19 protein-coding genes are annotated in these 23146 nt (G+C 70.8%); 10 read left to right on the top strand and 9 right to left on the bottom strand.

Annotated features, from left to right (window positions below):
* Nucleotides 1–16: 16 nt before the first annotated feature.
* The 3 genes from IW249_RS05245 to IW249_RS05235 all read right to left on the bottom strand — a co-directional run bounded on the left by IW249_RS05245 (nucleotide 17) and on the right by IW249_RS05235 (nucleotide 3037).
* Nucleotides 17–1102, bottom strand: coding sequence for a sugar ABC transporter substrate-binding protein (locus IW249_RS05245; RefSeq protein WP_196919760.1), 1086 nt, complete (start codon nucleotides 1100–1102; stop codon nucleotides 17–19).
* Nucleotides 1103–1281: 179 nt separating this feature from the next.
* Nucleotides 1282–1761, bottom strand: coding sequence for a Cys-tRNA(Pro) deacylase (gene ybaK, locus IW249_RS05240; protein WP_112732885.1), 480 nt, complete (start codon nucleotides 1759–1761; stop codon nucleotides 1282–1284).
* A 79-nt stretch (nucleotides 1762–1840) separates the two neighbouring features.
* Entirely contained in the window at nucleotides 1841–3037 is a 1197-nt protein-coding gene (locus IW249_RS05235; protein WP_196919759.1) for a THUMP-like domain-containing protein, read from the bottom strand.
* 265 nt (nucleotides 3038–3302) lie between these two features.
* Here IW249_RS05235 and groES point away from each other — a divergent pair, with 265 nt between their 5' ends.
* The 3 genes from groES (at nucleotide 3303) to IW249_RS05220 (ending at nucleotide 7133) form a co-directional block, all read left to right on the top strand.
* On the top strand, nucleotides 3303–3611 hold the full coding sequence (groES, locus tag IW249_RS05230; protein ID WP_007465101.1) for a co-chaperone GroES: 309 nt from the start codon (nucleotides 3303–3305) through the stop codon (nucleotides 3609–3611).
* A 70-nt stretch (nucleotides 3612–3681) separates the two neighbouring features.
* Complete coding sequence (gene groL / locus IW249_RS05225) at nucleotides 3682–5322, top strand: chaperonin GroEL (protein WP_196919758.1); 1641 nt, start codon at nucleotides 3682–3684, stop codon at nucleotides 5320–5322.
* A gap of 128 nt (nucleotides 5323–5450) precedes the next feature.
* Nucleotides 5451–7133, top strand: coding sequence for a molybdopterin-dependent oxidoreductase (locus IW249_RS05220; RefSeq protein WP_196919757.1), 1683 nt, complete (start codon nucleotides 5451–5453; stop codon nucleotides 7131–7133).
* Between the two features lie 344 nt (nucleotides 7134–7477).
* On the opposite strand, the gene IW249_RS05215 is transcribed toward IW249_RS05220, so the two are convergent.
* Together IW249_RS05215 and IW249_RS05210 are read right to left on the bottom strand one after the other, a co-directional pair.
* On the bottom strand, nucleotides 7478–8035 hold the full coding sequence (locus IW249_RS05215) for a hypothetical protein (RefSeq protein ID WP_196919756.1): 558 nt from the start codon (nucleotides 8033–8035) through the stop codon (nucleotides 7478–7480).
* 696 nt (nucleotides 8036–8731) lie between these two features.
* Entirely contained in the window at nucleotides 8732–9115 is a 384-nt protein-coding gene (locus tag IW249_RS05210; protein ID WP_091406539.1) for a WhiB family transcriptional regulator, read from the bottom strand.
* Nucleotides 9116–9368: 253 nt separating this feature from the next.
* Between IW249_RS05210 and IW249_RS05205 the strand changes: the two genes are divergently transcribed.
* The gene (locus tag IW249_RS05205; protein WP_196919755.1) at nucleotides 9369–10184 is read left to right on the top strand and encodes a helix-turn-helix transcriptional regulator; all 816 of its coding nucleotides are present in this window, start codon (nucleotides 9369–9371) and stop codon (nucleotides 10182–10184) included.
* Between the two features lie 103 nt (nucleotides 10185–10287).
* Here IW249_RS05205 and IW249_RS05200 read toward each other — a convergent pair whose 3' ends face one another.
* Nucleotides 10288–10707: a DUF5319 domain-containing protein gene (locus IW249_RS05200; RefSeq protein WP_196919754.1), complete on the bottom strand. Its 420-nt coding sequence runs from the start codon at nucleotides 10705–10707 to the stop codon at nucleotides 10288–10290.
* A gap of 186 nt (nucleotides 10708–10893) precedes the next feature.
* Between IW249_RS05200 and guaB the strand changes: the two genes are divergently transcribed.
* Together guaB and IW249_RS05190 are read left to right on the top strand one after the other, a co-directional pair.
* Nucleotides 10894–12456 (top strand): IMP dehydrogenase, encoded by a 1563-nt coding sequence (guaB, locus tag IW249_RS05195; protein WP_196919753.1) that lies wholly within the window; start codon nucleotides 10894–10896, stop codon nucleotides 12454–12456.
* Nucleotides 12457–12486: 30 nt separating this feature from the next.
* The gene (locus tag IW249_RS05190; RefSeq protein ID WP_196919752.1) at nucleotides 12487–13605 is read left to right on the top strand and encodes a GuaB3 family IMP dehydrogenase-related protein; all 1119 of its coding nucleotides are present in this window, start codon (nucleotides 12487–12489) and stop codon (nucleotides 13603–13605) included.
* A gap of 86 nt (nucleotides 13606–13691) precedes the next feature.
* Here IW249_RS05190 and IW249_RS05185 read toward each other — a convergent pair whose 3' ends face one another.
* Nucleotides 13692–14807 (bottom strand): sugar phosphate isomerase/epimerase family protein, encoded by a 1116-nt coding sequence (locus IW249_RS05185; protein WP_196919751.1) that lies wholly within the window; start codon nucleotides 14805–14807, stop codon nucleotides 13692–13694.
* A gap of 185 nt (nucleotides 14808–14992) precedes the next feature.
* Between IW249_RS05185 and IW249_RS05180 the strand changes: the two genes are divergently transcribed.
* Nucleotides 14993–16399 carry a M1 family metallopeptidase gene (locus IW249_RS05180; RefSeq protein WP_196919750.1) on the top strand — a complete coding sequence of 469 codons (1407 nt, stop codon included), beginning with the start codon at nucleotides 14993–14995 and terminating at the stop codon, nucleotides 16397–16399.
* A gap of 98 nt (nucleotides 16400–16497) precedes the next feature.
* Nucleotides 16498–17955 (top strand): M1 family metallopeptidase, encoded by a 1458-nt coding sequence (locus tag IW249_RS05175; RefSeq protein WP_196919749.1) that lies wholly within the window; start codon nucleotides 16498–16500, stop codon nucleotides 17953–17955.
* 7 nt (nucleotides 17956–17962) lie between these two features.
* Here the strand turns inward: IW249_RS05175 and IW249_RS05170 are convergent, their stop codons facing one another.
* Entirely contained in the window at nucleotides 17963–19081 is a 1119-nt protein-coding gene (locus tag IW249_RS05170; RefSeq protein WP_196919748.1) for an LCP family protein, read from the bottom strand.
* Nucleotides 19082–19226: 145 nt separating this feature from the next.
* Here IW249_RS05170 and IW249_RS05165 point away from each other — a divergent pair, with 145 nt between their 5' ends.
* Both IW249_RS05165 and guaA read left to right on the top strand, forming a co-directional pair.
* Complete coding sequence (locus tag IW249_RS05165) at nucleotides 19227–20924, top strand: FAD-dependent oxidoreductase (protein ID WP_196919747.1); 1698 nt, start codon at nucleotides 19227–19229, stop codon at nucleotides 20922–20924.
* A gap of 190 nt (nucleotides 20925–21114) precedes the next feature.
* Nucleotides 21115–22671 carry a glutamine-hydrolyzing GMP synthase gene (gene guaA, locus IW249_RS05160; protein ID WP_196919746.1) on the top strand — a complete coding sequence of 519 codons (1557 nt, stop codon included), beginning with the start codon at nucleotides 21115–21117 and terminating at the stop codon, nucleotides 22669–22671.
* A 7-nt stretch (nucleotides 22672–22678) separates the two neighbouring features.
* Here the strand turns inward: guaA and IW249_RS05155 are convergent, their stop codons facing one another.
* Nucleotides 22679–23047, bottom strand: coding sequence for a PspC domain-containing protein (locus tag IW249_RS05155; protein WP_196919745.1), 369 nt, complete (start codon nucleotides 23045–23047; stop codon nucleotides 22679–22681).
* Nucleotides 23048–23146 lie beyond the last annotated feature (99 nt).

Below are 23146 nucleotides of genomic sequence, written 5' to 3'. Positions count from 1 at the left end.
GGTACTGCGGCGTCGGTCAGCTGATGCCGGCTTCGGCGCAGAACTTGGTGTACGCCGCGGTGCAGACCTCTTCCTTGGTCACGTAGCCGTCGGCGATGACGTCCTTGACGGTCTCCTTGGTGATGGCCTTCGGGGTGAGCAGCACCGAGGGAACGTCCCGGTCACCGTCCTTGACCGTCTGGCCGGTGTCCTTCGTCTCGCCCTTGGCGAGGGCGATGGCCAGGTCGGAGGCGGCCTTGGCCTCTTCCCGGACCGCCTTGTAGACGGTCATGCACTGGTCACCGGCGAGGATGTTCTGCAGGCCCTCGGTGCTGGCGTCCTGCCCGGTCACCGGCACCTTGCCGTTGAGCTTGTTCTTCTTCAGGATCGAGATGGCCGCGTTGCCGAGACCGTCGTTGGCGGCGAGCACGCCGTCGATCTTGCCGTTGGCCTTGGTGAGCTGCTGCTCGAAGATCGTCGCGGCCTGCGCGTTGTCCCACGCGGGCACCGCGTCCTCAGGACCCTTGACGTACTCCTTGGCGTCGAACTTCGGCTTGAGCACGGAGTCGTAGCCGGCCTTGAAGAGGGTGGCGTTGTTGTCGGTGGGGGAGCCGTTCAGGTACGCCACGACGGGGTTCTTGACGCCCTTCTCGGTCAGGCACTTCGACAGACCCTCGCCCTGGAGCTTGCCGACGGTCTCGTTGTCGAAGCTGACGTAGTACTGGGCGGAGCCGCCGAGGGTGAGCCGGTCGTAGTCGATGGTGGCGACGCCCTGCGACTTGGCCTTGTCGAGTACGGCCTTGCCGGTGCCGGAGTCCAGGTTGACGATCATCAGGGCGGTCACGCCGCCCGTGATCATCTGGTCGGCGATGGTCTGGAAGGCGGTCTTGTCGTTCTGGGCGTTCTGGATGTCGTACTGGACGCCGGCGGCCTTGAACGCCTCCTCCAGGAACCGACGGTCCGCGGTCTCCCAGCGGGCCGAGGACTTGCTGTCCGGCAGGATCACGCCGATCTTGGGGGTCTTGTCGGAGCCGGCCTTGTCGCCGGAGTCGTCGCTACAGGCGGTCAAGCCGCCGGTCGTGAGCAGGCCCACGGCGGCGATGGTGAGGATCCCCTTACGCATGTGCAGGGTCCTTTCGGAGGTGGGGGAGGTGTTGTTTTGTTGTGTCCGGCAACGTATTTCGCGTCACACCGGCTCCACAAGACCGCGCAGGTGCATAGTTTGTTGGGAGCGATAACAATTCAGCAACGCGACTGTTACTCCCCGGGTATCCCACGGAGGAGTCGACGTAACGAAGGCCGTCAGTGGGTCTGCAACGGCGCGGTGCGGGCGTCGGTCAACGCCACCAGATCCGCCGCTGCCAGTTCGAGTTGCAGACCGCGCCGACCAGCCGAGACGTAGATCGTCGGGAGATCCAGCGCGGATTCGTCCAGCACTGTGGGCAACCGTCGACGCTGCCCGAGCGGGCTGATCCCACCGCGTACGTAACCGGTGGCCCGCTCGGCGACCGCCCGGTCGGCCAACGCCGCCCGCTTGCCGCCGACCGCCGCAGCGAGCGCCTTGAGATCCAGCTCGCCGGTGACCGGCACGACCGCCACGGTGAGCGCGCCGTCGACAGCGGTCACCAGCGACTTGAACACGCGCTCCGGTGCCACGCCGAGGGCCACCGCCACCAACGCGCCGTAGTTCGGGGCGTCCGGCGACACCCGGTACGGATGGGTGCGATGCGCGATGCCGCGCTTGACCAACAGTGCCGTTGCCGGCGTGCCCTGTCCCGCCACAGCGACGAGGCTAGTCGAGATGGCGCTGGTCGGCCGGCCGGCCACAGCGACACTGGTCGGCCGGCCGGCCACGGGGACGCTAGTCGGCCGGGCGGCCGACCAGCACCGTCGGTGCGCCGTCGACCCGGGTGAGCACCAGACTCGCCGCCGCGTCCCCGGACAGCCGCAGATCCCGCCGAAGCTGCTCCGGGGTGAGCGCCGAACCCCGCTTGAGGATCTCCACGCGGCCCACCCGACGGTCGCGCAACAGTGCCCGCAGGCGCTTGAGCGAGAACGGCAGCACGTCGGTGATCTCCAGGCACCGCGCGTACGGGGTGCGGATCGGCTCGTCGGCGTAGAGGTAGGCGATGCTCGGATCCCCCAGGGTGGCGTCCAGTTCGGTGGCCAGTTCGGCGACGAGGTGCGCGCGGACCACTGCCGGGTCCGGGTCGTACAGGTAGCGGCGCGGCGGCCCGACCGGCGCCTCGGTGGCACCCGAGCCGGTGAGCTGGTGGCAGTGCGCCTCGGCGCCCCGCTGGCGGTAGAGGGTGGCGCGACGGGGCACCTCCGCCAGCTCGCCGCACCAGAGCGCGGCCTCGACCAGGTCGCCGTCCACGCCGACCCACTCGGCCTCCGCGCCGGCCGGGATGAGCGCGTGGTCCAGGCCCGGCGCCACCTTCACCACGGTCCGCGGCACCCGCTCGGCCAGACCGGTGACGAAGTCCCACGGCGGCGAGTAGGCGCGCGGGTCGAAGATCCGCCGCCCGGTGCCGGTGCTGCGGCGGGCCGGATCGCAGAAGACCCCGTCGACCCGTGACACGTCGAACCCGGTCGCGTCGCCGCACTCGACGGTGAACAGCTCGGCCAGCCCGGCCGCCGCGGCGTTGGCGGCTGCCATCGCCGCGGTCACCGGATCGGCCTCCACCCCGTACACCCGGATGCCGGCCCGGGCGGCGGCCAGCGCGTCGGCACCGAGCCCGCACCCGAGGTCGGCCAGGGTGCGCACGCCGGCCGCGGACAACCGGGCGGCCCGCCGGTCGGCGACCACCCGGCGGGTGGCCTGCTCCAGGCCGGGGCGCGTGAGGAACATCCCAGCGGCGGCCGGGCCGAACTTGCCGACCGCCCGATGGCGCAGCTCGGCCTGGGTGAGGGCCGCCGCCGCCAACGCCGGCGGCACCCCGGTCGCGCGCAGCGCCGACGCCGCGACCAGTGGATCACCGCCGGCCAGCTCGGCCGCCGCCGTGAGCGCGGCCGACCCCTCGGGGGTACGCAGCGCCGCCAGCTGATCGAGATCCACCCGGCCATTGTCCCGGCCGACAGGGAAATCCTGGCTGGCGGGGCGCGACGCGCTGGCACTCTCCTTGACGGAGTGCTAGCCACGGAATAACCTGCGATTAGCACTCTCACCCTGAGGGTGCCAGCTTCCGGGTCTCGCGACCCGGGTGCGCACGCCAGGCGGACCGGCACCCGCGACGACGGCACCGCCCGGTGGCATGAGGCAGATTGACGCTGGTCAGCCCCGCTGGTCAGCAACGAAACCAGTACCCCAGGAGGGTATGCCCGTGACTACCGCGACCAAGGTTGCGATCAAGCCGCTCGAGGACCGCATCGTGGTCCAGGCGAACGAGGCTGAGACCACCACGGCGTCGGGCATCGTGATCCCCGACACCGCCAAGGAGAAGCCGCAGGAGGGCACCGTCCTCGCTGTGGGCCCGGGGCGCGTCGACGACAACGGCAACCGGGTTCCGGTTGACGTGCAGGTCGGCGACACCGTCCTCTACTCGAAGTACGGCGGCACCGAGGTCAAGTACGCCGGCGAGGAGTACCTGGTGCTCTCCGCCCGCGACGTCCTCGCGGTCATCGAGAAGTAAGCAACCGATCAGTGCCACTGCCCCGGTCCGGCTCGCCGGGCCGGGGCAATGGCGCTTCGAAGGGACATTAATGGCGAAGATCCTGAGCTTCTCGGACGACGCCCGGCACCTGCTGGAGCACGGTGTCAACGCCCTCGCGGACGCGGTCAAGGTCACCCTCGGCCCGCGCGGGCGCAACGTCGTCCTGGACAAGAAATTCGGTGCGCCGACGATCACCAACGATGGTGTGACCATCGCCAAGGAGATCGAGCTCACCAACCCGTACGAGAACCTTGGCGCGCAGTTGGTCAAGGAGGTGGCGACCAAGACCAACGACGTCGCCGGCGACGGGACCACCACCGCGACCGTGCTGGCCCAGGCGATGGTTCGCGAGGGTCTGCGCAACGTGACCGCCGGGACCAACCCGGCCGGCCTCAAGCGGGGCATCGACGCGGCGGCCACCAAGGTCTCCGAGGCGCTGCTCGGCCGTGCCGCCGAGGTCACCAGCAAGGAGTCGATCGCGAACGTGGCGACGATCTCCGCGCAGGACTCCACGATCGGCGACCTCATCGCCGAGGCGATGGAGCGCGTCGGCCGCGACGGTGTCATCACCGTCGAGGAAGGCTCGATGCTCACCACCGAACTGGACGTGACCGAGGGTCTCCAGTTCGACAAGGGCTTCATCTCGCCGAACTTCGTCACCGACCTGGAGAGCCAGGAGTCCGTCCTCGAGGACGCGTACATCCTGGTCACCACCCAGAAGATCTCGGCGATCGAGGAGCTGCTGCCGCTGCTGGAGAAGGTCCTGCAGAACAGCAAGCCCCTGCTGATCATCGCCGAGGACGTGGACGGCCAGGCGCTCTCCACCCTGGTGGTCAACTCGCTGCGCAAGACCCTCAAGGTCTGCGCGGTCAAGGCCCCGGGCTTCGGTGACCGGCGCAAGGCGATGCTCCAGGACATCGCGATCTCCACGGGCGCCGAGCTGGTCGCCCCGGAGCTGGGCTACAAGCTCGACCAGGTCGGCCTGGAGGTGCTCGGCACCGCCCGGCGCGTCGTGGTCGACAAGGAGAACACCACGATCGTCGACGGCGGTGGCCAGAAGGCCGACGTCGCCGACCGGGTCTCCCAGATCCGCAAGGAGATCGAGGCCTCCGACTCCGACTGGGACCGGGAGAAGCTGGCCGAGCGGCTGGCGAAGCTCTCCGGTGGCATCGCCGTCATCAAGGCCGGCGCGGCGACCGAGGTCGAGATGAAGGAGCGCAAGCACCGCATCGAGGACGCCATCGCGGCGACCAAGGCAGCGGTCGAGGAGGGCACTGTGCCCGGCGGCGGCGCCGCCCTGGTGCAGATCCTCTCGGTGCTCGACGACGACCTGGGCTTCACCGGTGACGAGAAGGTCGGCGTCTCGGTCGTGCGCAAGGCGCTCGTCGAGCCGCTGCGCTGGATCGCCCAGAACGCCGGTCACGACGGCTACGTCGTGACCCAGAAGGTCGCCGACCTCAAGTGGGGCAACGGCCTCGACGCCGCCAAGGGCGAGTACGTCGACCTGGTCAAGGCCGGCATCATCGACCCGGTGAAGGTGACCCGCAACGCGGTCACCAACGCCGCCTCGATCGCCGGTCTGCTGCTCACCACGGAGAGCCTCGTGGTGGAGAAGCCGGAGCAGGCCGAGCCGGCCGCCGCCGGCGGCCACGGCCACGGTCACGGCCACCAGCACGGCCCGGGCTTCTGATCCGGTAGCGACACCCGGGGCACACCGCCGTACGGCGGTGTGCCCCGCTTCGTTCGGTGGGCCGGCAGGTCATTACCGAACGCTGACGTTGTTGGCGACCGGACGAGATGATCGCGCACACTGGGCCGATGAGCACCACGTCACGGCGGTACGCCGCGCTGGCCGGAATCACCGCCGCCGCCGTCGCGATCGGGATCGCCGAACCGGTCGCGGTGTTGACCGGCCCCCGGTCGGCGCCCCTGGTCGCTGTCGGCGGGGTCATCGTCGACGCCGTCCCCGAGTCGCTGAAGCAACTCGCCATCGACCTCTTCGGCACCGCCGACAAGATCGCGCTGCTGGTCGGCACGGCCGTGTTGCTGGGAGCCTTCGCCGCGCTTTTCGGCGTACTGGCGATCCGCCGGCTGGCACTCGGCCTGGCCGGCATCGCCGCGTTCGGCGCCATCGGCGTCGCGGCCGCGTTGACCCGTCCCGGCGCGGACCTCGCCGACGCACTGCCGTCCCTGGTCGGCGCCGGTCTCGGCGCCCTGGTGCTCTGGCTGTTCATCGCCGGACCGTTCGAGCTGAACCCCTGGTCCTGGTCACCACCCACCCCACCCGCCGGTCCGGCGCCGGCGTCGCCCGGCGACCCGGTGTCTTCGTCCGGGCCGGTGTCACCTGGCGGTCCGGTGCCGGCGGGGTCGGTTCCGGTGACTCCTGCCGGGCCGACGGCGGCGGTCGAGCCGGCCGGGCCTGCCGAAGTGGACCCGGACTCGCGGCGGCGGTTCCTCACCGGCAGCGGGGTGCTGCTCGGCACAGCGGTGGTGGCCGGTCTCGGCGGACGCTGGCTGGCGGGCCGGCGCGGCGTCTCCGCGGCCCGCGACGCGATCCGCCTACCCGCCCCGGTGGCCCCCGCACCGGCCGTGCCGGCCGGCGCGGACCTCTCCCTGACCCAGCTCGCGCCGTACGTCACCCCGAACTTCGGGTTCTACCGGATCGACACCGCGCTGGTGGTGCCCCAGGTCGACCCGGACACCTGGCGGCTGCGGATCCACGGGCGGGTCGGCAAGGAGCGCACCTACAGCTACGCGGACCTGCTGGCCCGACCGCTGGTCGAGCGGTACGTCACGCTGGCCTGCGTCTCCAACGAGGTGGGCGGGGACCTGATCGGCAACGCCCGCTGGCTCGGCGTACCCCTGCGGGAACTGCTGGACGAGGTCGAGCCCGACGACGACGCCGACCAGGTCGTCGGCCGGTCGGTCGACGGCTGGACCTGCGGCACCCCCACCGCCGCGCTACGCGACGGACGAGACGCGCTGTTGGCCGTCGGGATGAACGGCGAGCCGTTGCCGGTCGAGCACGGCTTCCCGGTCCGGATGGTGGTGCCGGGCCTCTACGGCTACGTGTCAGCCTGCAAGTGGGTGACCGAACTGGAGCTGACCCGGTTCGCCGACTTCGACGCGTACTGGGTGCCGCGCGGCTGGTCCGCCCAGGGGCCGATCAAGACCCAGTCGCGGATCGACGCGCCCCGGGGGCGCAACCGGCTGACCACCGGGCCGGTGACCATCGCTGGAGTGGCCTGGGCACAGCACCGAGGCATCCGCCGAGTCGAGGTACGCGTCGACGACGGCCAGTGGCAGGAAGCCGCGCTGGCCCCGACCGTCTCGGTGGACACCTGGGTGCAATGGTCCTGGCGCTGGGACGCCACACCGGGCGAACACCGGCTCCAGGTCCGCGCGACGGACGCGACCGGCGAAACCCAAACCGAGCGTACGCAGGACGTCGTCCCGGACGGCGCCACCGGCTGGCACACGGTCACCGTCACCGTCCGCTGATCCACCGTGTGGCGCCGCCCGCCCGGGCTGCGTCCGGCGCCTGAATCGGCGGGCTGTGTCCGCGATCTGCAGGCGGGCGTCGGTTGTTCGACGCCCTCCGTCTCCGTTGGGCCAGTTCGGCACCCTCCGCCCTGGCGACTGCGGCCTGCGGCCGAGGTTCTCAGCGGCCTGCACCCTGCGACCTGCGCCGGATGGCGGTGGCCGGTGGCCTGCGAATGGCGGTCAGCGGCCGCCGGGTGGCATGGCGGGTGGCGATCGGTGGCAGCAGGAATGCCGCTGGCCGGCACCCCGGGTTGCGGGTGCCGGCCAGCGGTCGGTGTCGTGCTGTTCTGCTGTGGTGTGGGTCAGCTGTTCCAGTGCTGGGCGACCAGGTCGGTGGCCTGCTGCTCCCACTGGGCGTACGCGTCCGGGTAGGCGGAGACCTGGACGGTCTGCGCGGCGTCGGTCAGGGCCATGTCCTGCCACCCGTCGACCTGCTTGAGGCCCTTGAGGAACGCGGTGGTCGAGTACTCGGGGTTGGTGATCTGTTCCGGGGTGCCCCAACCCGAGCTCGGGCGCTGCTGGAACAGGCCCAGCGAGTCGTGGTCATTCATATCGCCGAGGTGGCCGAGGTTCTCCAGCTTCGACTCCTGCAGGCTCGTCGCGATCGAGATGACCGCGGCCCGCTCCGGGAGACCGGCCTTCTTCGTGGCGGCGATGATCGCCTTGACGTTGGCGGTCTGCTCATCATTCAGGCTGATGTGGGACTGCTCGCCCTGCGGCTTCGGCGCCTGCACGGCCACGGCGACGGGCTTGGCGTCGACCGGGGTGGCGGCGTGGGCGGCGATCGGACCGGCGAACACACCACCGGCGAACGCGAGACCAGCAACAGACAACATGCTCTTACGGAAAATCGTGTTCATGAGGGGTAGCTCCTTCGGGGGTAGGAACACCCGAACCACCAACAGGGGGCGGCGGCAGGGTGTGAGCACCTCGTCCGGCGCTGCACGTACAAGGGGAAAGTTTGGGGGTGGCGCCCTGTCGGGCGTCGGGTCGGCGACCTGCGAGCGGGGGCTCGTGGCGCCGGGTCCATGTGTAACGACCGACGGGCCCAGGTCATTCCGGGGTTTGGCCCATCCATCGGCACCCTCATCGTGGCGGTGCCTGCGGTCGTTCGTGGGGACTGCAACGACCGGGCGGAGGCTGGCATTCCAACCCGCCGGACCTGCATCCCAAACCCCATGCGAGGCGGGCGGCGGGTCGTGGTGCTGCGATCGTCAGGGTATGTAACGACCCCGGCTCGGCCAGGATTCCGGCCTACGGGTGTGCCCGGTCACGGGACAGAGATCGCATACCTCGCAGAAGCCTAGGCCTGCACCAAGCCCAAATGCCCCAGACCGGTCAAACGTCCCAGGGTGCCCGTCTCTGCTCGCCCCTCCGGCCCCGAACCTGGCTTGATCCACTCGGCATCATTGAAGTCGCGGTGTCCGGATGGGCGGGATGCCCCGACATCAAGGAACCCGTGTTGATCATGCGGCGTTCGTCGGCGTCGCGTAAACCGCGCGAAACCGCGCCCCCAGGACGGGGGCGCGGCTCGCGGATGTAGATGTCGTGTCGGGTCAGGCGACGTTGCGTTGGGCCGGGACGGTCGACTTGTGCGGCCGACCCAGGCGGGCTTCCAGCCGTGCGACGTCGACGCGGGCGTGTCGGCGGTCTGCCAGGTCCTCCCAGCCGACGGCGAGCAGTCGCAGGCGCTCCGACTCGCTGAAGCCGCCCCACACGCCGTACGGCTCGCGCACGGACAGGGCGTGGGCGGCGCACTCGGCGCGAACCGGGCAGGCGCGACAGACCGACTTGGCGGCGGACTCGCGGCGCAGCCGGGAAGAACCGCGCTCACCGTCGGGGTGGAAGAACTGGGCGCTGTCGCGCCCTCGGCAGGCACCGAGTCGCTGCCAGTCCCAGAGATCGACGATGGGTCCGGGCAGTCTACGTACGTTCGACATCAGCACCCCTCCTCCCGCGCGGCTCCGCGAGAATCCTTATGGCCGGCGTCCGGGCGGCGGGCCGCGCAGGCGCACCGTTCCCGGCCTGGATCTCCCGGTACCCGGGCTGTCGTCAACTCACACGTGTGTGATCGAAAACGTCCGGGAAATTGCGGCTTTTGCCCCATCTGTCGGAAAAGTTCGAAGGATTGCCGGGAACCCCCTCCCCAGCCGACCCCGTCATGGTCTGCTCGTTGGCGGAGAGGAGACCACAGTGCGTACCGTTCTTGTGTGCGTTCGGACACCACTCGCGGCCCAGCACCTTACTTCTGCTGCCGCGCGGCTGGGGTTGTCCGCGATCGTTCGTACCGCCGTCTCTGATCCCGAGGTGATGCTGCGGCTGGCCGAGCGGCCCGCCGACGTGGTCCTGGCGGACACGGCCCTCACCCGGCCGGACAGCGCGGGCTTCGTCCGTCGGGTGTTGGCGCGTGCGCCGCAGGCGGCGGTGCTGCTACTCGGCACCGAGGAGTCCGAGGCAGCGGCGGCCACCATCAGCGCCGGCGCCCGGGGGCTCATCCAGAATGTCGACCATGACCTGACCAGCGCGGTGGCGAAGGCGCTACTGCTGCTCGCCGCGCCCGGCCGAGCCTCTCGGCAGCGGATCACTGATCCGGCCCGCGACGCTGCTGCGGTGGGTGGGTCCGGTCGCTCCGGTCCGTCGCCGCGTGGCTCCGGCGAGCCCGGCTGGGCGGCCACGGCCGCCGACGGGCCGGCCGGTGTGGCGTCGGTGCCGGTGCAGCGGGGCGACGACGAGGCGGAGGCGGGGACCGGCGAGCCGGCGACGCAGACCGACCAGGGTCGTCCCGCCCCGAACGCCCGACCCAGTCGGGCGTCGATCGGCCTCACCGAGCGTGAGCTTCAGGTGCTGCTCGGCATGGCCGAGGGCAAGAGCAACGCGGAGATCGGCCGGGAGTTGTTCGTCTCGGAGGACACCGTCAAGACGCACGCCCGCCGGTTGTTCCGCAAGCTTGGCGCCCGGGACCGGGCGCACGCGGTGGCGGCGGGGTTCCGCGCCGGTCTAGTGGCCTGACATCCGCGCAGCGCCGCCGCAGGGCGCGCCGCGCGGAAGCGGGGCACGCCGCACGGCACGGCACGCGACAGCAGGGGTACGCCGCGCAAGCAGCGCGGCGGTGTCACTTGGTGGCGGTCGGGGCGTCCGGCTCGTCCTCGGTGCCCTCGGACAGGGTGTCGTGCACCCCGTCCGCGTACCCCCGGGCGTAGTCCCAGGTCACGTAGTGGTCCGGGTCGGGGTCGTACGCGGGCTCGTGCACCCGGGGCCGCCCGGAGTTGAGCAGGTGCCGCAGGTTGCCGCGGAGCAGGTCCCAGTCGAAGTAGTGCGGCTCGCGGCAGTCCTCGCATTCGATCACCAGCCCGCGAACGCCGATCGGGGCCAGCAGAGCCTGGTAGATCTCCAGGTCGGCGAGGTCTTCCAGCACATCCTGCCGCTCGACGTCGGTCAGCGGATCCGGCGTCGCGTCATCGCCCGGGTCATCCAGACCCGCTGTCGGATCGGCCGGGTCGCCGTTGAACGGGTCGATGGGCTCGTCGTGCACCCCCTCACCGTAGACCCAACGCGGCGCGAACGTCCGCCCCCCGGCGTCCGCGCCGGGCCGGCCTGCCACGGACGGGTCGCCCAGCTCACTGGGTACGATGAGGCGACGTGCCGGCATCGTGGCGCGCTCCGGTGCCCGCCCGCGCCACCTCGCTGAAGCCCATCCGAGCAGCTCAGGGGAGCAATCGTGGAAAATTCGCCCAGCACCGATCTTCCGGCCGGCGTCGAGCACGCCGACCTGGGCGGCCACCTGCCCGAGCTGCCGGCCGGCTCCGCCCGGGTGGTTCCGCTCGGCCTCACCTTCGACGACGTGCTGCTTCAGCCGGGCGAGTCGGATGTGGTGCCCAGCCGGGTCAATACCCGGACGAAGCTCACTCGCAACATCGAGTTGTCCATTCCGCTGCTGTCCAGCGCGATGGACACGGTGACCGAGGCCCGGATGGCGATCGCCATGGCCCGCCAGGGCGGCATCGGCGTGTTGCACCGCAACCTCTCCCTGGAGGACCAGGCCCTCCAGGTCGACCTGGTCAAGCGCTCCGAGTCCGGCATGATCACCAACCCGGTGACGGCCAGTCCGGACGACACGCTGCGCGAGGTCGACGAGCTGTGCGGGCGTTACCGCATCTCCGGCGTGCCGGTGGTGGATGGCGACGGCCAACTGGTGGGCATCGTCACCAACCGGGACATGCGTTTCGTCTCCGAGCCGAACACGCCGGTCCGCGAGATCATGACCCACACCCCGCTGGTCACCGCGCGGGTCGGGGTGAGCAAGGACGACGCCCTGGCGCTGCTGCGTCAGCACAAGGTCGAGAAGCTGCCGATCGTCGACGACTCGGGCCGGCTGCGTGGCCTGATCACCGTCAAGGACTTCACCAAGAGCGAGCAGTACCCGGACGCCAGCAAGGACGACGCCGGCCGGCTGCGGGTCGCCGCCGCCATCGGCGTGGGCGAGGACGCCTACAAGCGGGCCCGTGCGCTGGTCGACGCGGGCGTCGACGTGCTGATCGTGGACACCGCGCACGGTCACCAGCGGGCCGTGCTGGACATGGTTCGCCGGCTCAAGGCCGACGTGGCGGTCGACATCATGGGCGGCAACGTGGCCACGTACGCCGGCGCGAAGGCGCTTGTCGACGCCGGCGCCGACGGCGTCAAGGTTGGCGTGGGGCCGGGGGCGATCTGCACCACCCGGATCGTCGCCGGGGTCGGCGTGCCGCAGGTCACCGCGATCATGGAGGCGGCCCGGGCCGCCCGCCCAGCCGGCGTGCCGGTGATCGGCGACGGCGGCATCCAGTATTCCGGTGACATCGCCAAGGCCCTGGTGGCCGGCGCCGACACGGTGATGCTCGGGAGCCTGCTGGCCGGTTGCGAGGAGAGCCCCGGTGAGCTGATCTTCGTCAACGGCAAGCAGTTCAAGACGTACCGCGGGATGGGGTCGCTCGGCGCGATGCAGTCCCGGGGTCAGGCCAAGTCGTACAGCAAGGACCGCTACTTCCAGCAGGACGTGCTCAGCGACGACAAGCTGGTCCCCGAGGGCGTGGAGGGTCAGGTGCCCTACCGGGGGCCGCTCTCCCGGGTGGCCCACCAACTGGTCGGCGGTCTGCGACTGGCCATGGGGTACGCCGGTGCGGAGAACATCCCCGATCTGCACCGCCGGGGCCAGCTCATCCGGATCACCGCGGCTGGCCTGAAGGAGAGCCACCCGCACGACATCCAGATGACGGTCGAGGCGCCCAACTACCACACCCGCTGACCCACCACCCCCAACCACCTGGAGTCCCCCATGCGTGACGTGGTCGAGATCGGGCTGGGCAAGACCGCGCAGCGCGGCTACCACCTGGACGACATCGCCATCGTGCCGAGCCGCCGCACCCGGGACGTCGATGACGTCTCGACGTCCTGGCAGCTCGACGCGTACCCGTTCGGCATTCCGTGCGTCGGCCACCCCTCCGACGCCACCATGAGCCCGTCGTCGGCGGTGCGTCTCGGTCAGCTCGGCGGCCTCGGCGTGCTCAACGTCGAGGGGCTCTGGACCCGCTACGAGAACCCGACGAAGGTGCTGGACGAGCTGGCCGGCCTCGACGAGGAGGCCCGCGCCACCAAGCGGCTCCAGGAGGTGTACGCCGAGCCGATCCGCCCGGACCTGATCGCGGAGCGGGTCCGCGAGCTGCGCGCCGGTGGCGGCACGGTGGCGGTGCGGGTCTCCCCGCAGCACACCCTGGCGCTGGCGCCGGTGATCCTGGACGCCGGGGTGGACATCCTTGTCATCCAGGGCACCATCGTCTCGGCCGAGCACGTGTCGACCACCGACGAGCCGCTGAACCTCAAGGAGTTCATCGCCGACCTCGACCTGCCGGTGATCGTCGGTGGCTGCACCGACTACAAGACGGCGCTGCACCTGATGCGTACCGGGGCGGCCGGCGTGATCGTGGGCATCGGTGGTGACGAGTGGTCGACCACCGAGTCGGTGCTGGGCATCCGGGTGCCGATGGCCACCGCGATCGCCGACGCCGCGGCGGCCCGCCGTGACTACCTGGACGAGACGGGTGGCCGGTACGTGCACCTGATCGCCGATGGTGACATCCAGACCTCGGGTGACATCGCCAAGGCGCTCGGCTGCGGCGCGGACGCGGTGATGCTCGGTGAGCCGCTGTCGCTCTGCGAGGAGGCCCCCGCCGGTGGTGCCTGGTGGCACTCGGCGGCGAGCCACCCGTCGCTGCCCCGGGGTGCCTTCGAGGTTTCCGGTGAGCCGCTCGGGTCGATGGAGCAGCTGCTCTTCGGGCCGGCGGACGAGGCCGACGGTCAGCTCAACCTGTTCGGTGGGCTGCGTCGGGCGATGGCCAAGTGCGGTTACCGCGACCTGAAGGAGTTCCAGAAGGTCGGTCTGGTCCTCGACCGCTGACCGATCCGTCAGACGCCGGAAGGCCGGCCCCGCAACACTGCGGGGCCGGCCTTCGTCGCGTTCAACCGGAGTCACTCAGCCGGGAGTCACTTCTCCACGTAGATGGTCAGGTCGGACATGTTGCGGTAGCTGGTCGCCGCGAAGTCCAGCGACTGGCCCCTGTTCTCGGTGCCGCCGGGGGCGGTGTCCATCTCCCAGTTGGCGTGGTGGAAGTTGCGTTCGCCGATGGTCTGGAAGAACTGCTGGAAGTTGAGGTCGCCGTCGCCCAGCGGGGTCATCTGGTAACCGTTGGGGACGCTGGTGTCCCGGTCGCCGTCCTTGGCGTGGAAGAGCGGGAACCGGGTGGTCCGGTCGGCCACGGTGAGGATCGGGTCGAACAGGTCGGTCACTTCCTGGCCGGCCGGGTTCACGTACTTCTGGTGCTTGTAGCGGGCCACGTAGGCCCAGTAGATGTCGAGCTCGAAGAAGACGTACCGCGGGTCGGTGATCTCGAAGAAGTACTCAAGCCGGCGGATGCCGGAGGACCGGGTCTGCCGGCCCTGCGCGTCGCGCGGGCCCCGGTCGATGAGGAAGCTGTACGCGGCGTCGTGGTTGTGCGTGTAGAGCCGCATGCCTCGGGCCTTGGCCTGCCGGCCCAGCTCGTTCCAGATGTCCGCGGCGGCGTCCCACTCGGCCTTGTACGCGCTGCTGGTCGGGTCGCTGCCGGTGCCGATGTTCTTCATGCCGAGTTCTTCGGCGATGTCCAGCTGCTGTTGGAAGGTGGCCGGCTGGATCGAGGCGTGGGTGCCGTTGGCCACCAGGCCGTTGTCGTCGAGGATCTTGCGGATCTCGGCGGGGGTGATCTGGCGGCCCAGGATCTCGGTGCTCTGGGTGTAGCCGGCGAACTCGATCTCCTTGTAGCCGATTTCGGCGAGTCGAGCGAGGACGCGCTCGAAGCCGTACGGCACTCCGCTGTCGTCGGGCGCGGCGGTGATCCGGTCGCGGACGCTGTAGAGGATGATGCCGCGGTTCTTGGCCGGGATCAGCGGCTCGACCCGCAGCTTGCTCGCGTTGCCGGGGTTGGCGAGCGCGGGGGTGCCGGTGGCGAGGACGGGCAGGCCGGCCGCGCCGATCGCGGCGGCGGCCCCGGCGGAGGCGGCGAGTAGGGACCGGCGGCTGAGCCGGCCGGTGGGGGTGGCGTCGGGGGCGGTGTGGTCTGGCATGGTTCCACCTTTCGCGACGGTGGTCGGAGACAGACACTAACGTCGGTCTAAGTCGAAAGAAAGGTTCGATTGACGTCAGCTTTTGTTCGATCCGACGAAAGTCACTGATGATCGTCGATACCGACCGTGCGGCCGCTGATGCTGACTACGCTCGGCCTGAGCAGAGTGCCGCAGGAGGGGTGGGCATGGTCCTGACCGGACGGAGACTGCGCGTCGCCGCCGCGCTGACCTGCGCGATCGGGCTGGCCGCCACCGGTTGTACCGGCGACGACCGCGACGGCTTCCGGCCCGGTGCCGCCGACGCCGGCGACCCGTACGTGCCGGGGCACGGCAACGGCGGTTACGACGTCGGGCACTACGGCCTCGACGTCCGCTACGACCCGTCGACCGACCGGCTGACCGGTCGAGCCGTCATCACGGCCACCGCCACTCAGGACCTGTCCCGCTTCAACCTGGACCTGGTCGGCCTGGAGGTTCGCGCGGTCAGCGTGGGTGACACGACGGCCGAGCACCGGCGCGGCGACGGCGAGTTGGTGGTGACGCCCCGCGACGGCCTGCCGCGCGGCCGGCAGTTCACAGTGACTGTCGAGTACACGGGCGTCCCCACTGCCGTCGAGGACGGGGCGTTGGGCAGCGGCGGTTTCCTGCACACCGCCGACGGCGCTGTGGCGCTCGGCCAGCCCGACTCGGCCGCCACCTGGTTCCCGGTCAACGACCACCCGTCGGACAAGGCCACCTACGACCTGGCGGTGACCGTTCCGGACGGCTTGGCCGCGCTGAGCAACGGCGTACCCGGGCCGAAGAACAGCGCCGACGGCTGGACCACCTGGCGCTGGTCGGAGCGCGCCCCGATGGCAAGCTACCTGAGCACCCTGGTGATCGGTGACTACCGGGTGGTGACCGGCACGCACGCCGGCCGACCGATGGTCACGGCGGTGGCCGCGAGCCTGCCGGCGGCCGGCGGCGCGGCCACCTCGCTGGCCCGCACCGGCGCGATCGTCGACTTCCTGGCCAGCCGCTTCGGCCCGTACCCGTTCGACTCGTACGGGGGCATCGTGATCGCCGACGACCGGGTCGGGTACGCGCTGGAGACCCAGTCCCGGCCGGTCTACGGGCCTGCCTTCTTCTCGGATGACCGGCCGAACCCGAGTGTCGTCGTGCACGAGTTGGCGCACCAGTGGTTCGGCGACAGCGTGTCGCTGACCAGGTGGGGCGACATCTGGCTCAACGAGGGCTTCGCCAGCTACGCCGAGTGGCTGTGGGAGGAGCACGACGGCGGCCGGACCGCCCAGCGCAACTTCGAGATCCAGTACGCAATGACCGACTGGACGCAACCGTCGGTCGAGCCGGGCCGGGAGCAGATGTTCGGCGCGGCCGTCTACAAGCGCGGGGCGCTCGCCGTGCACGCGTTGCGCCGGACCGTCGGTGACGACCTCTTCTTCCGCATCCTGCGCACCTGGACCAGCGAGCGGGCTGCGGGTAACGCGACCACAGCGGACCTCGTCGCGCTGGCCGAGCGGGTCGCGCAGCGGCAACTGCGTCCGCTCTTCGACGCCTGGTTGGTGGGTGGGTCGGCCCCCACACTGCCGTGACCGGCGCCGCCGCCCGGTCGATATGCTGCCGCCTGAGAACGGCGGGTAGGCGCCAGTTCGCGCGGCCGTGACCGGCCACCGTGCGGAAAGGGTGTGGGATGCGGGGGACGCGGCACAGACTGCGAATGGGTGCCGGCCTGCTGGTGACCGGTGCGCTCGCACTGTCCGGATGCGACTCGACGGGCCCGGATACGGCGCTACCACCAAGCGCGTCTCCCACACCGTCGCGGACGTTCAGCGCGGGCGCCGACGGGGTCGGTGACGCCTACTTCCCGACCTACGGCAACGGCGGCTACGACGTCGGTCGGTACACGGTGAAGGTGCGCTACGACCCGGCCAAGGACCAGTTGACGGGTACGACCACAGTGCGGGCCACCGCGACGGCGGACCTGTCGACGTTCAACCTCGACCTGGCCGGCCTGACCGTCAGCGCGGTCACGGTGGACGGCGCACCGGCGACCCACAGCCGCAAGCGGAACGAGCTGGTGATCAAGCCGGCTTCCGGCCTGATCAACGGCAACGGCTTCGTCGCCGAGATCACCTACGCCGGTAAGCCGAAGCCGCTGAAGAACGAGACGCTCGGTGACGGCGGCTTCCTGCACACCGCCGACGGTGCCATCGCGCTGGGTCAGCCCGAGTCGGCCAGTACCTGGTTCCCGGTGAACGACCACCCGTCGGACAAGGCGGCCTACGACTTCGAGGTCACCGTCCCGGACGGCCTGACCGCGATCAGCAACGGCGTTCCCGGCGGCAAGGCCAGCTCGGGCGGTTGGACCACCTGGAAGTGGTCGGAGAAGTCGCCGATGGCCAGCTACCTGAGCACCCTGGTGATCGGCAAGTTCCGGATCACCACCGGCGAGCACAAGGGCCGCCCGGTCTACAACGCGGTCACCACCACCGAGGCCAAGGGGAACGCGGACGCGTCCATCGCGCAGACCGTTGCCGTGGCCGACTATCTGGAGAGTGTGTTCGGGCCGTACCCGTTCGGCGCGTACGGCGGGGTGGTGATCTCCGACAGCCGGATCTCGTACGCCCTGGAGACGCAGAGCCGACCGGTCTACGCGGCGAGCTTCTTCCGGCAGGGCGAGAACACCGAGGTCGTCGCACACGAGTTGGCCCACCAGTGGTTCGGCGACAGCGTCGCGTTGGCCAAGTGGGAGGACATCTGGCTCAACGAGGGCTTCGCCACGTACGCGGAGTGGCTCTGGGCCGAGCACACCAAGGCGTACACCGCCAAGGAGGCGTTCGACAGGCGGTACGCCGAAATGTCCGCGCAGGTGTGGAGGACGCCGCCGGGCAAGCCGGGGGTGGACAAGCTGTTCAGCGAGTCGGTCTACCAGCGCGGCGGGATGACCCTGCACGCCCTGCGGGTGGCCGTCGGCGACAAGGCGTTCTTCGAGATCGTCAAGACGTGGGCGGCGGAGAAGCGCGACGGCACCGCCACCACTGCCGAGTTCGTGGCCCTTGCCGAACGGATCTCCGGCAAGCAGCTCGATGCGATCTTCGACGCCTGGCTCTACGGCACGAAGAAGCCCGACCTGCCCAAGCGGCTCTGAGCGGCGGTCAGTTCTTCACGACCAGTTTGGGGTGGGCGGCAAGGTACGCGTCGGCGCGGCCGGCGCGGAGTTCGGTGAGGAACTTGCGGCCCTCGGCGGTCAGCTGTTCGCCCCGGTAGGCGCTGCCCTTGCCGACACCGGAACCGGGCAGCCCGACCAGCGTGAAACGGTTCTCCGGCAGGCCGCTGAGGGCGTACGCGATGTCGACGATCCGGCGCCCGCCCACGTAGACCAGCGTGTCGCCCAGCGCGGAGACCACCTGGTCGACGCGCTCGGGTTGCTTGGCCAGGCCCTCGTCCAGGATCTTGCGGGTCATCGCCCGGATCAGCTGCTGCTGGTGCCGCTGCCGCGCGTAGTCACCGCCGGTGATGTAGCGCTGCCGCGAGTAGTCCAGCGCCTGCCAGCCGTTGAGGTGCTGCTCGCCCTTCTCGTACACCTGCTGCGGCCCCGTGTAGCCGCCCGGCGCGCTCTCCCGGTACTTGCCGTCCGGTCGGCGGTGCAGCGACTCGACCCGCTGGTCGACGTAGATGTCCACCCCGCCCAGGGCGTTGACCAGCCGGTCGAACCCGTTGAAGGTGAGCACCGCACCGGCGTCGATGCGCAGCCCGGTGTAGCCGCTGACAGTGCTGCGCAGCAGTTCGTACCCCTGGGCCGTGCTGGGTTGTTTGGGTTTGCCCGGCACCCGGCTGCCGAAGCTCATCGCGTGCGTGAGCTTGGTCTTGCCGCCCTTGTATCCGGCCTTCGGGAACGCCGGGATGTCCACCACCAGGTCGCGGGGGAGTGAGAAGAGGTACGCCCGATCCAACCCCTTGGGTACGTGCAGCACCAGCACGGCGTCCGAGTGCGGCTCCCAGCCGGGCACGCTGACCCGGGTGTCCACACCGACCAGCAGCAGGTTGAGCGGGCCGGTGATGTCCGCGCCCGGCGGTGGACCGCTGGGGCTGGGGGTCGGCGTGCCGACCGGTGACGGAGTCGGTGAGCCGGCCACCGGAGGGCCGCCCGGCTTGTCGTTCCCGGTCAGCCGGCTGATCACCACAGTGCCGGCGGCGATCAGCGCGACGACGGCGAGGGCCGCCAACCCCAGCAGCAGCCATCGTCGGCGCGGAGCCATCGACCCGAGAACCATCTTGGATTCCTTCCACCCGTCTGGTGAACAACGCTCCGACGGGTGCTCCGGGTTGCGGCCGGGAGACGCCGGGTCGGTCGGCCGGAGCATGATCGCGCGAAAAGTGCCGCTGGCGCGAGCGCTACTCGCGAGTAATGATGCGTCCATGCGGTACGACGTGGTCGTCATCGGGTCCGGCTTCGGTGGCAGCGTCACCGCGCTCCGACTGGCCGAGAAGGGTTACTCGGTGGCGGTGCTGGAAGCTGGCCGCCGCTTCGCCGACGACGAGTTCCCGCGAACGTCCTGGCGGGTCCGCCGGTTCCTCTGGGCACCGAAGCTGGGCTGCTACGGCATCCAACGGCTCACCCTGCTCCGCCCGGCCGACCGACGATCCGGCGGCGGGGTGCTGGTGCTCTCCGGCGCCGGGGTGGGCGGCGGCTCGCTGGTCTACGCGAACACCCTCTACGAACCGCTTCCGGCCTTCTACAGCGACCCTCAGTGGCGGGACATCACCGACTGGCGCGACGAGTTGGCCCACCACTACGACCAGGCGAAACGGATGCTCGGCGTCACCACGTACCCGGTGCACACCGGCGCGGACCGCGCCATGCGGGCGGTGGCCGAGCGGATGGGGGTGGGGCACACCTTCCACGCCACCCCGGTGGGCGTGCACATCGGCCGGCCCGGCCAGCGGGTCGACGACCCGTACTTCGGCGGTGCCGGCCCGGAACGCACCGGCTGCCTGCACTGCGGTTCGTGCATGACCGGCTGCCGGCACGGGGCGAAGAACACACTGGTCAAGAACTACCTCTGGCTCGCCGAACGGCTCGGGGTCACGGTCCGCCCGTTGACCACTGTGACCGCCGTCCGGCCCGCCGACGGCGGCGGGTACGAGGTGCACACCGAACGCACCGGCGCCTGGCTGCGCAAGAGCAGGCAGGTCATCCACGCCGACCAGGTGGTCTTCGCCGCCGGGGCGCTCGGCACCCAGCGGCTGCTGCACGGGATGCGGGCCGACGGGGCACTACCCGGGCTCTCGCCCCGCCTCGGCGAGCTGACCCGGACCAACTCGGAGGCGATCCTCGGTGCCTCGGTGCCCCGCCAACGGGCCCGGGCCGAGCGGTTGGACTACACCGAGGGGGTGGCCATCACCAGCTCGTTCCACCCCGACCCGCAGACGCACGTCGAGCCGGTCCGCTACGGGCGGGGCTCCAACGCAATGGGTCTGCTCCAGTCGCTGCTTGTCGACGGCGGCCCGCACCGGGTACGCCGCTGGCTGGGCAGCATCGTGCGGCAGCCCCGGTTGGCCGCGCGGATGCTGTCGGTGCGCGGCTGGTCGGAACGGACGGTGATCGCCCTGGTCATGCAGTCAGTGGACAACTCGCTGACCACCCGGTGGCGGCGTGGCCCGCTCGGCCGCAGGTTGGTCACCGGCCCGGGCCATGGCACGCCCAGTCCGACCTGGATCCCGGCCGGCAACACAGCTGCCCGACTGCTCGCCGACGAGATCGGCGGTACCCCCGGCGGATCGCTCACCGAACCCTTCGACATCCCGATGACCGCGCACATCCTGGGCGGGGCGGTCATCGGCGCCACACCGGCCGACGGGGTGATCGACCCCTGGCACCGGGTGTACGGGCACGCCGGCCTGCACGTGGTCGACGGCGCCGCGGTGTCGGCCAACCTGGGCGTGAACCCTTCCCTGACGATCACCGCCCAGGCGGAACGGGCGATGTCCTTCTGGCCCAACAAGGGCGAGCAGGACCCCCGCCCACCGCTCGGCACCCCGTACCGCCGGCTCGCCCCCGTACCCCCACACAACCCGGCGGTGCCGCCAAACGCCCCAGGAGCGCTACGACCCTGACCCCCGCGCCCCGTCCCGCCCCGTCCCGCCCCGTCCCGTCCCGTCCCGTCCCGGCGATCTTGCAGTTTCGGTCGTCGTTCTGCGACTTTTGCGGTTTTTGTCGGGACAGGAAGTGCAAGATCGCGGGGAGAGTGGACTGCTGGCGAGCCGGTGCCGGGAGCGGCCGTGACTGTCGGTAGGCTTCGTGCACATGAGCCTGCCTCGCCCCGTCCTCGTGGTGGACTTCGGAGCCCAGTACGCCCAGCTCATCGCCCGCCGGGTCCGTGAGGCGAAGGTCTACTCCGAGATCGTGCCGCACTCGATGCCGATCGCCGAGATGCTGGCGAAGAACCCCGCCGCGATCATCCTGTCCGGCGGCCCGTCCAGCGTCTACGCCCCGGACGCGCCGCAGATCGACGCTGGCGTGTTCAGCGCCGACGTGCCGGTCTTCGGCATCTGCTACGGCTTCCAGGCGATGGCCCAGGCGCTCGGCGGCACTGTCGCGAAGACCGGCAACCGCGAGTACGGCGGCACCCCGCTGCGCCCCCGCCTGCTCGAACCCGGTGTGCTGCTGCGTGACCTGCCGGCGGACCTGCCGGTCTGGATGAGTCACGGCGACGCCGTCACGGAGGCGCCCGAGGGCTTCACTGTGACCGCCGAGTCGGCGGGCGCCCCTGTCGCCGCCTTCGAGGACCTGGCCGGGCGTCGGGCCGGTGTGCAGTTCCATCCGGAGGTCGGGCACACCGCGCACGGCCAGGAGATGCTGACCCGCTTCCTCTACGACATCGCCGGCATCGAGCCGACCTGGACGCCCGAGAACATCATCGACGAGCAGGTCGCCCGGATCCGCGCCCAGATCGGCGACAAGGAGGTCATCTGCGGCCTCTCCGGCGGGGTGGACTCGGCGGTCGCCGCAGCGCTCGTGCACAAGGCGGTCGGTGACCAGCTCACCTGCGTCTTCGTCGATCACGGCCTGCTGCGGGCCGGCGAGGCCGAGCAGGTGGAGAAGGACTACGTCGCCGCCACCGGCATCAAGCTGAAGGTGGTCGACGCCGCCGACCGGTTCCTCGGCGCGCTCGCCGGGGTCACCGACCCGGAGCAGAAGCGCAAGATCATTGGCCGGGAGTTCATCCGGGTCTTCGAGGCCGCGGCCCGCGAGATCGCCGCACACGGCGACGTCGAGTTCCTCGTCCAGGGCACCCTCTACCCCGACGTGGTGGAGTCCGGCGGCGGCACCGGCACCGCCAACATCAAGAGCCACCACAACGTCGGCGGCCTCCCGGAGGACCTGAAGTTCGCGCTCGTCGAGCCGCTGCGCACCCTGTTCAAGGACGAGGTCCGCGCGCTCGGCCTCCAGCTGGGCCTGCCCGAGGCGATGGTCTGGCGGCACCCGTTCCCCGGCCCCGGCCTGGCCATCCGGATCATCGGCGCGGTCGACCAGGAGCGCCTCGACCTGCTCCGCCAGGCCGACCTGATCGCCCGCGAGGAGCTGACCGCCGCCGGCCTCGACCGGGGCGTCTGGCAGTTCCCGGTGGTGCTCCTCGCCGACGTTCGCAGCGTCGGAGTGCAGGGAGACGGGCGCAGCTACGGGCATCCCGTGGTGCTGCGCCCGGTCTCCAGCGAGGACGCGATGACCGCCGACTGGTCCCGGCTGCCCTACGACGTGGTGGCCCGGATCTCCACCCGGATCACCAACGAGGTCGCCGAGGTCAACCGGGTCGTCCTGGACGTCACCAGCAAGCCGCCGGGCACCATCGAGTGGGAGTGAGCGCCGCTCAGGCGGCCGGCGGCGGGCTGAGCGGGGTCGTCGGCGGGTAGGGCGGCGTCGGGGCGTACCCCTGCGGTGGCCCGCCGGGCGCGGGCCCGGCGGTGGGCGGCGGGCCGTTCTGCGGCGCGACGCCCGCGGCGTGCGGCCAGGCCGGCGCGCCGGTGGGCTCCTCCGGCATCAGGAACCACATGATCGGGTACGCGAACAGCGCGAGCCCGCCGGTGAGCAGGCCGGTGACCGCGAAGATCACCCGGACCAGTGTGGGATCGACGGCGAAGTAGCGGCCGACGCCGCTGGCGACCCCGGCGACCATGCGGTCGGTGGTGGGTCGCCGAAGCTGCTTGTACGGGGCGCGGGGAGCGGTGGTCGATGTCATACCTCTACCGTCCGCGCTGGCGCCCGGCCCGCCCTCGGTGACCGCCCGGATCCTTACCCTGACCAATCCCTGATCGGGGCCAGACAGTCAGGAATCCGA

It is taken from the genome of Micromonospora vinacea, assembly GCF_015751785.1.
Classification (GTDB): domain Bacteria; phylum Actinomycetota; class Actinomycetes; order Mycobacteriales; family Micromonosporaceae; genus Micromonospora; species Micromonospora vinacea.
This window is presented reverse-complemented; position numbering and strand designations above follow the sequence as displayed.

Coding starts and splice junctions, on each gene's coding strand:
- IW249_RS05245 (WP_196919760.1), bottom strand. CDS start 1,102: ATGCGTAAGGGGATCCTCACCATCGCCGCCGTGGGCCTGCTCACGACC.
- groL (WP_196919758.1), top strand. CDS start 3,682: ATGGCGAAGATCCTGAGCTTCTCGGACGACGCCCGGCACCTGCTGGAG.
- IW249_RS05220 (WP_196919757.1), top strand. CDS start 5,451: ATGAGCACCACGTCACGGCGGTACGCCGCGCTGGCCGGAATCACCGCC.
- IW249_RS05215 (WP_196919756.1), bottom strand. CDS start 8,035: ATGAACACGATTTTCCGTAAGAGCATGTTGTCTGTTGCTGGTCTCGCG.
- IW249_RS05210 (WP_091406539.1), bottom strand. CDS start 9,115: ATGTCGAACGTACGTAGACTGCCCGGACCCATCGTCGATCTCTGGGAC.
- IW249_RS05190 (WP_196919752.1), top strand. CDS start 12,487: ATGCGTGACGTGGTCGAGATCGGGCTGGGCAAGACCGCGCAGCGCGGC.
- IW249_RS05185 (WP_196919751.1), bottom strand. CDS start 14,807: ATGCCAGACCACACCGCCCCCGACGCCACCCCCACCGGCCGGCTCAGC.
- IW249_RS05180 (WP_196919750.1), top strand. CDS start 14,993: ATGGTCCTGACCGGACGGAGACTGCGCGTCGCCGCCGCGCTGACCTGC.
- IW249_RS05175 (WP_196919749.1), top strand. CDS start 16,498: ATGCGGGGGACGCGGCACAGACTGCGAATGGGTGCCGGCCTGCTGGTG.
- IW249_RS05170 (WP_196919748.1), bottom strand. CDS start 19,081: ATGGTTCTCGGGTCGATGGCTCCGCGCCGACGATGGCTGCTGCTGGGG.
- IW249_RS05165 (WP_196919747.1), top strand. CDS start 19,227: ATGCGGTACGACGTGGTCGTCATCGGGTCCGGCTTCGGTGGCAGCGTC.
- guaA (WP_196919746.1), top strand. CDS start 21,115: ATGAGCCTGCCTCGCCCCGTCCTCGTGGTGGACTTCGGAGCCCAGTAC.
- IW249_RS05155 (WP_196919745.1), bottom strand. CDS start 23,047: ATGACATCGACCACCGCTCCCCGCGCCCCGTACAAGCAGCTTCGGCGA.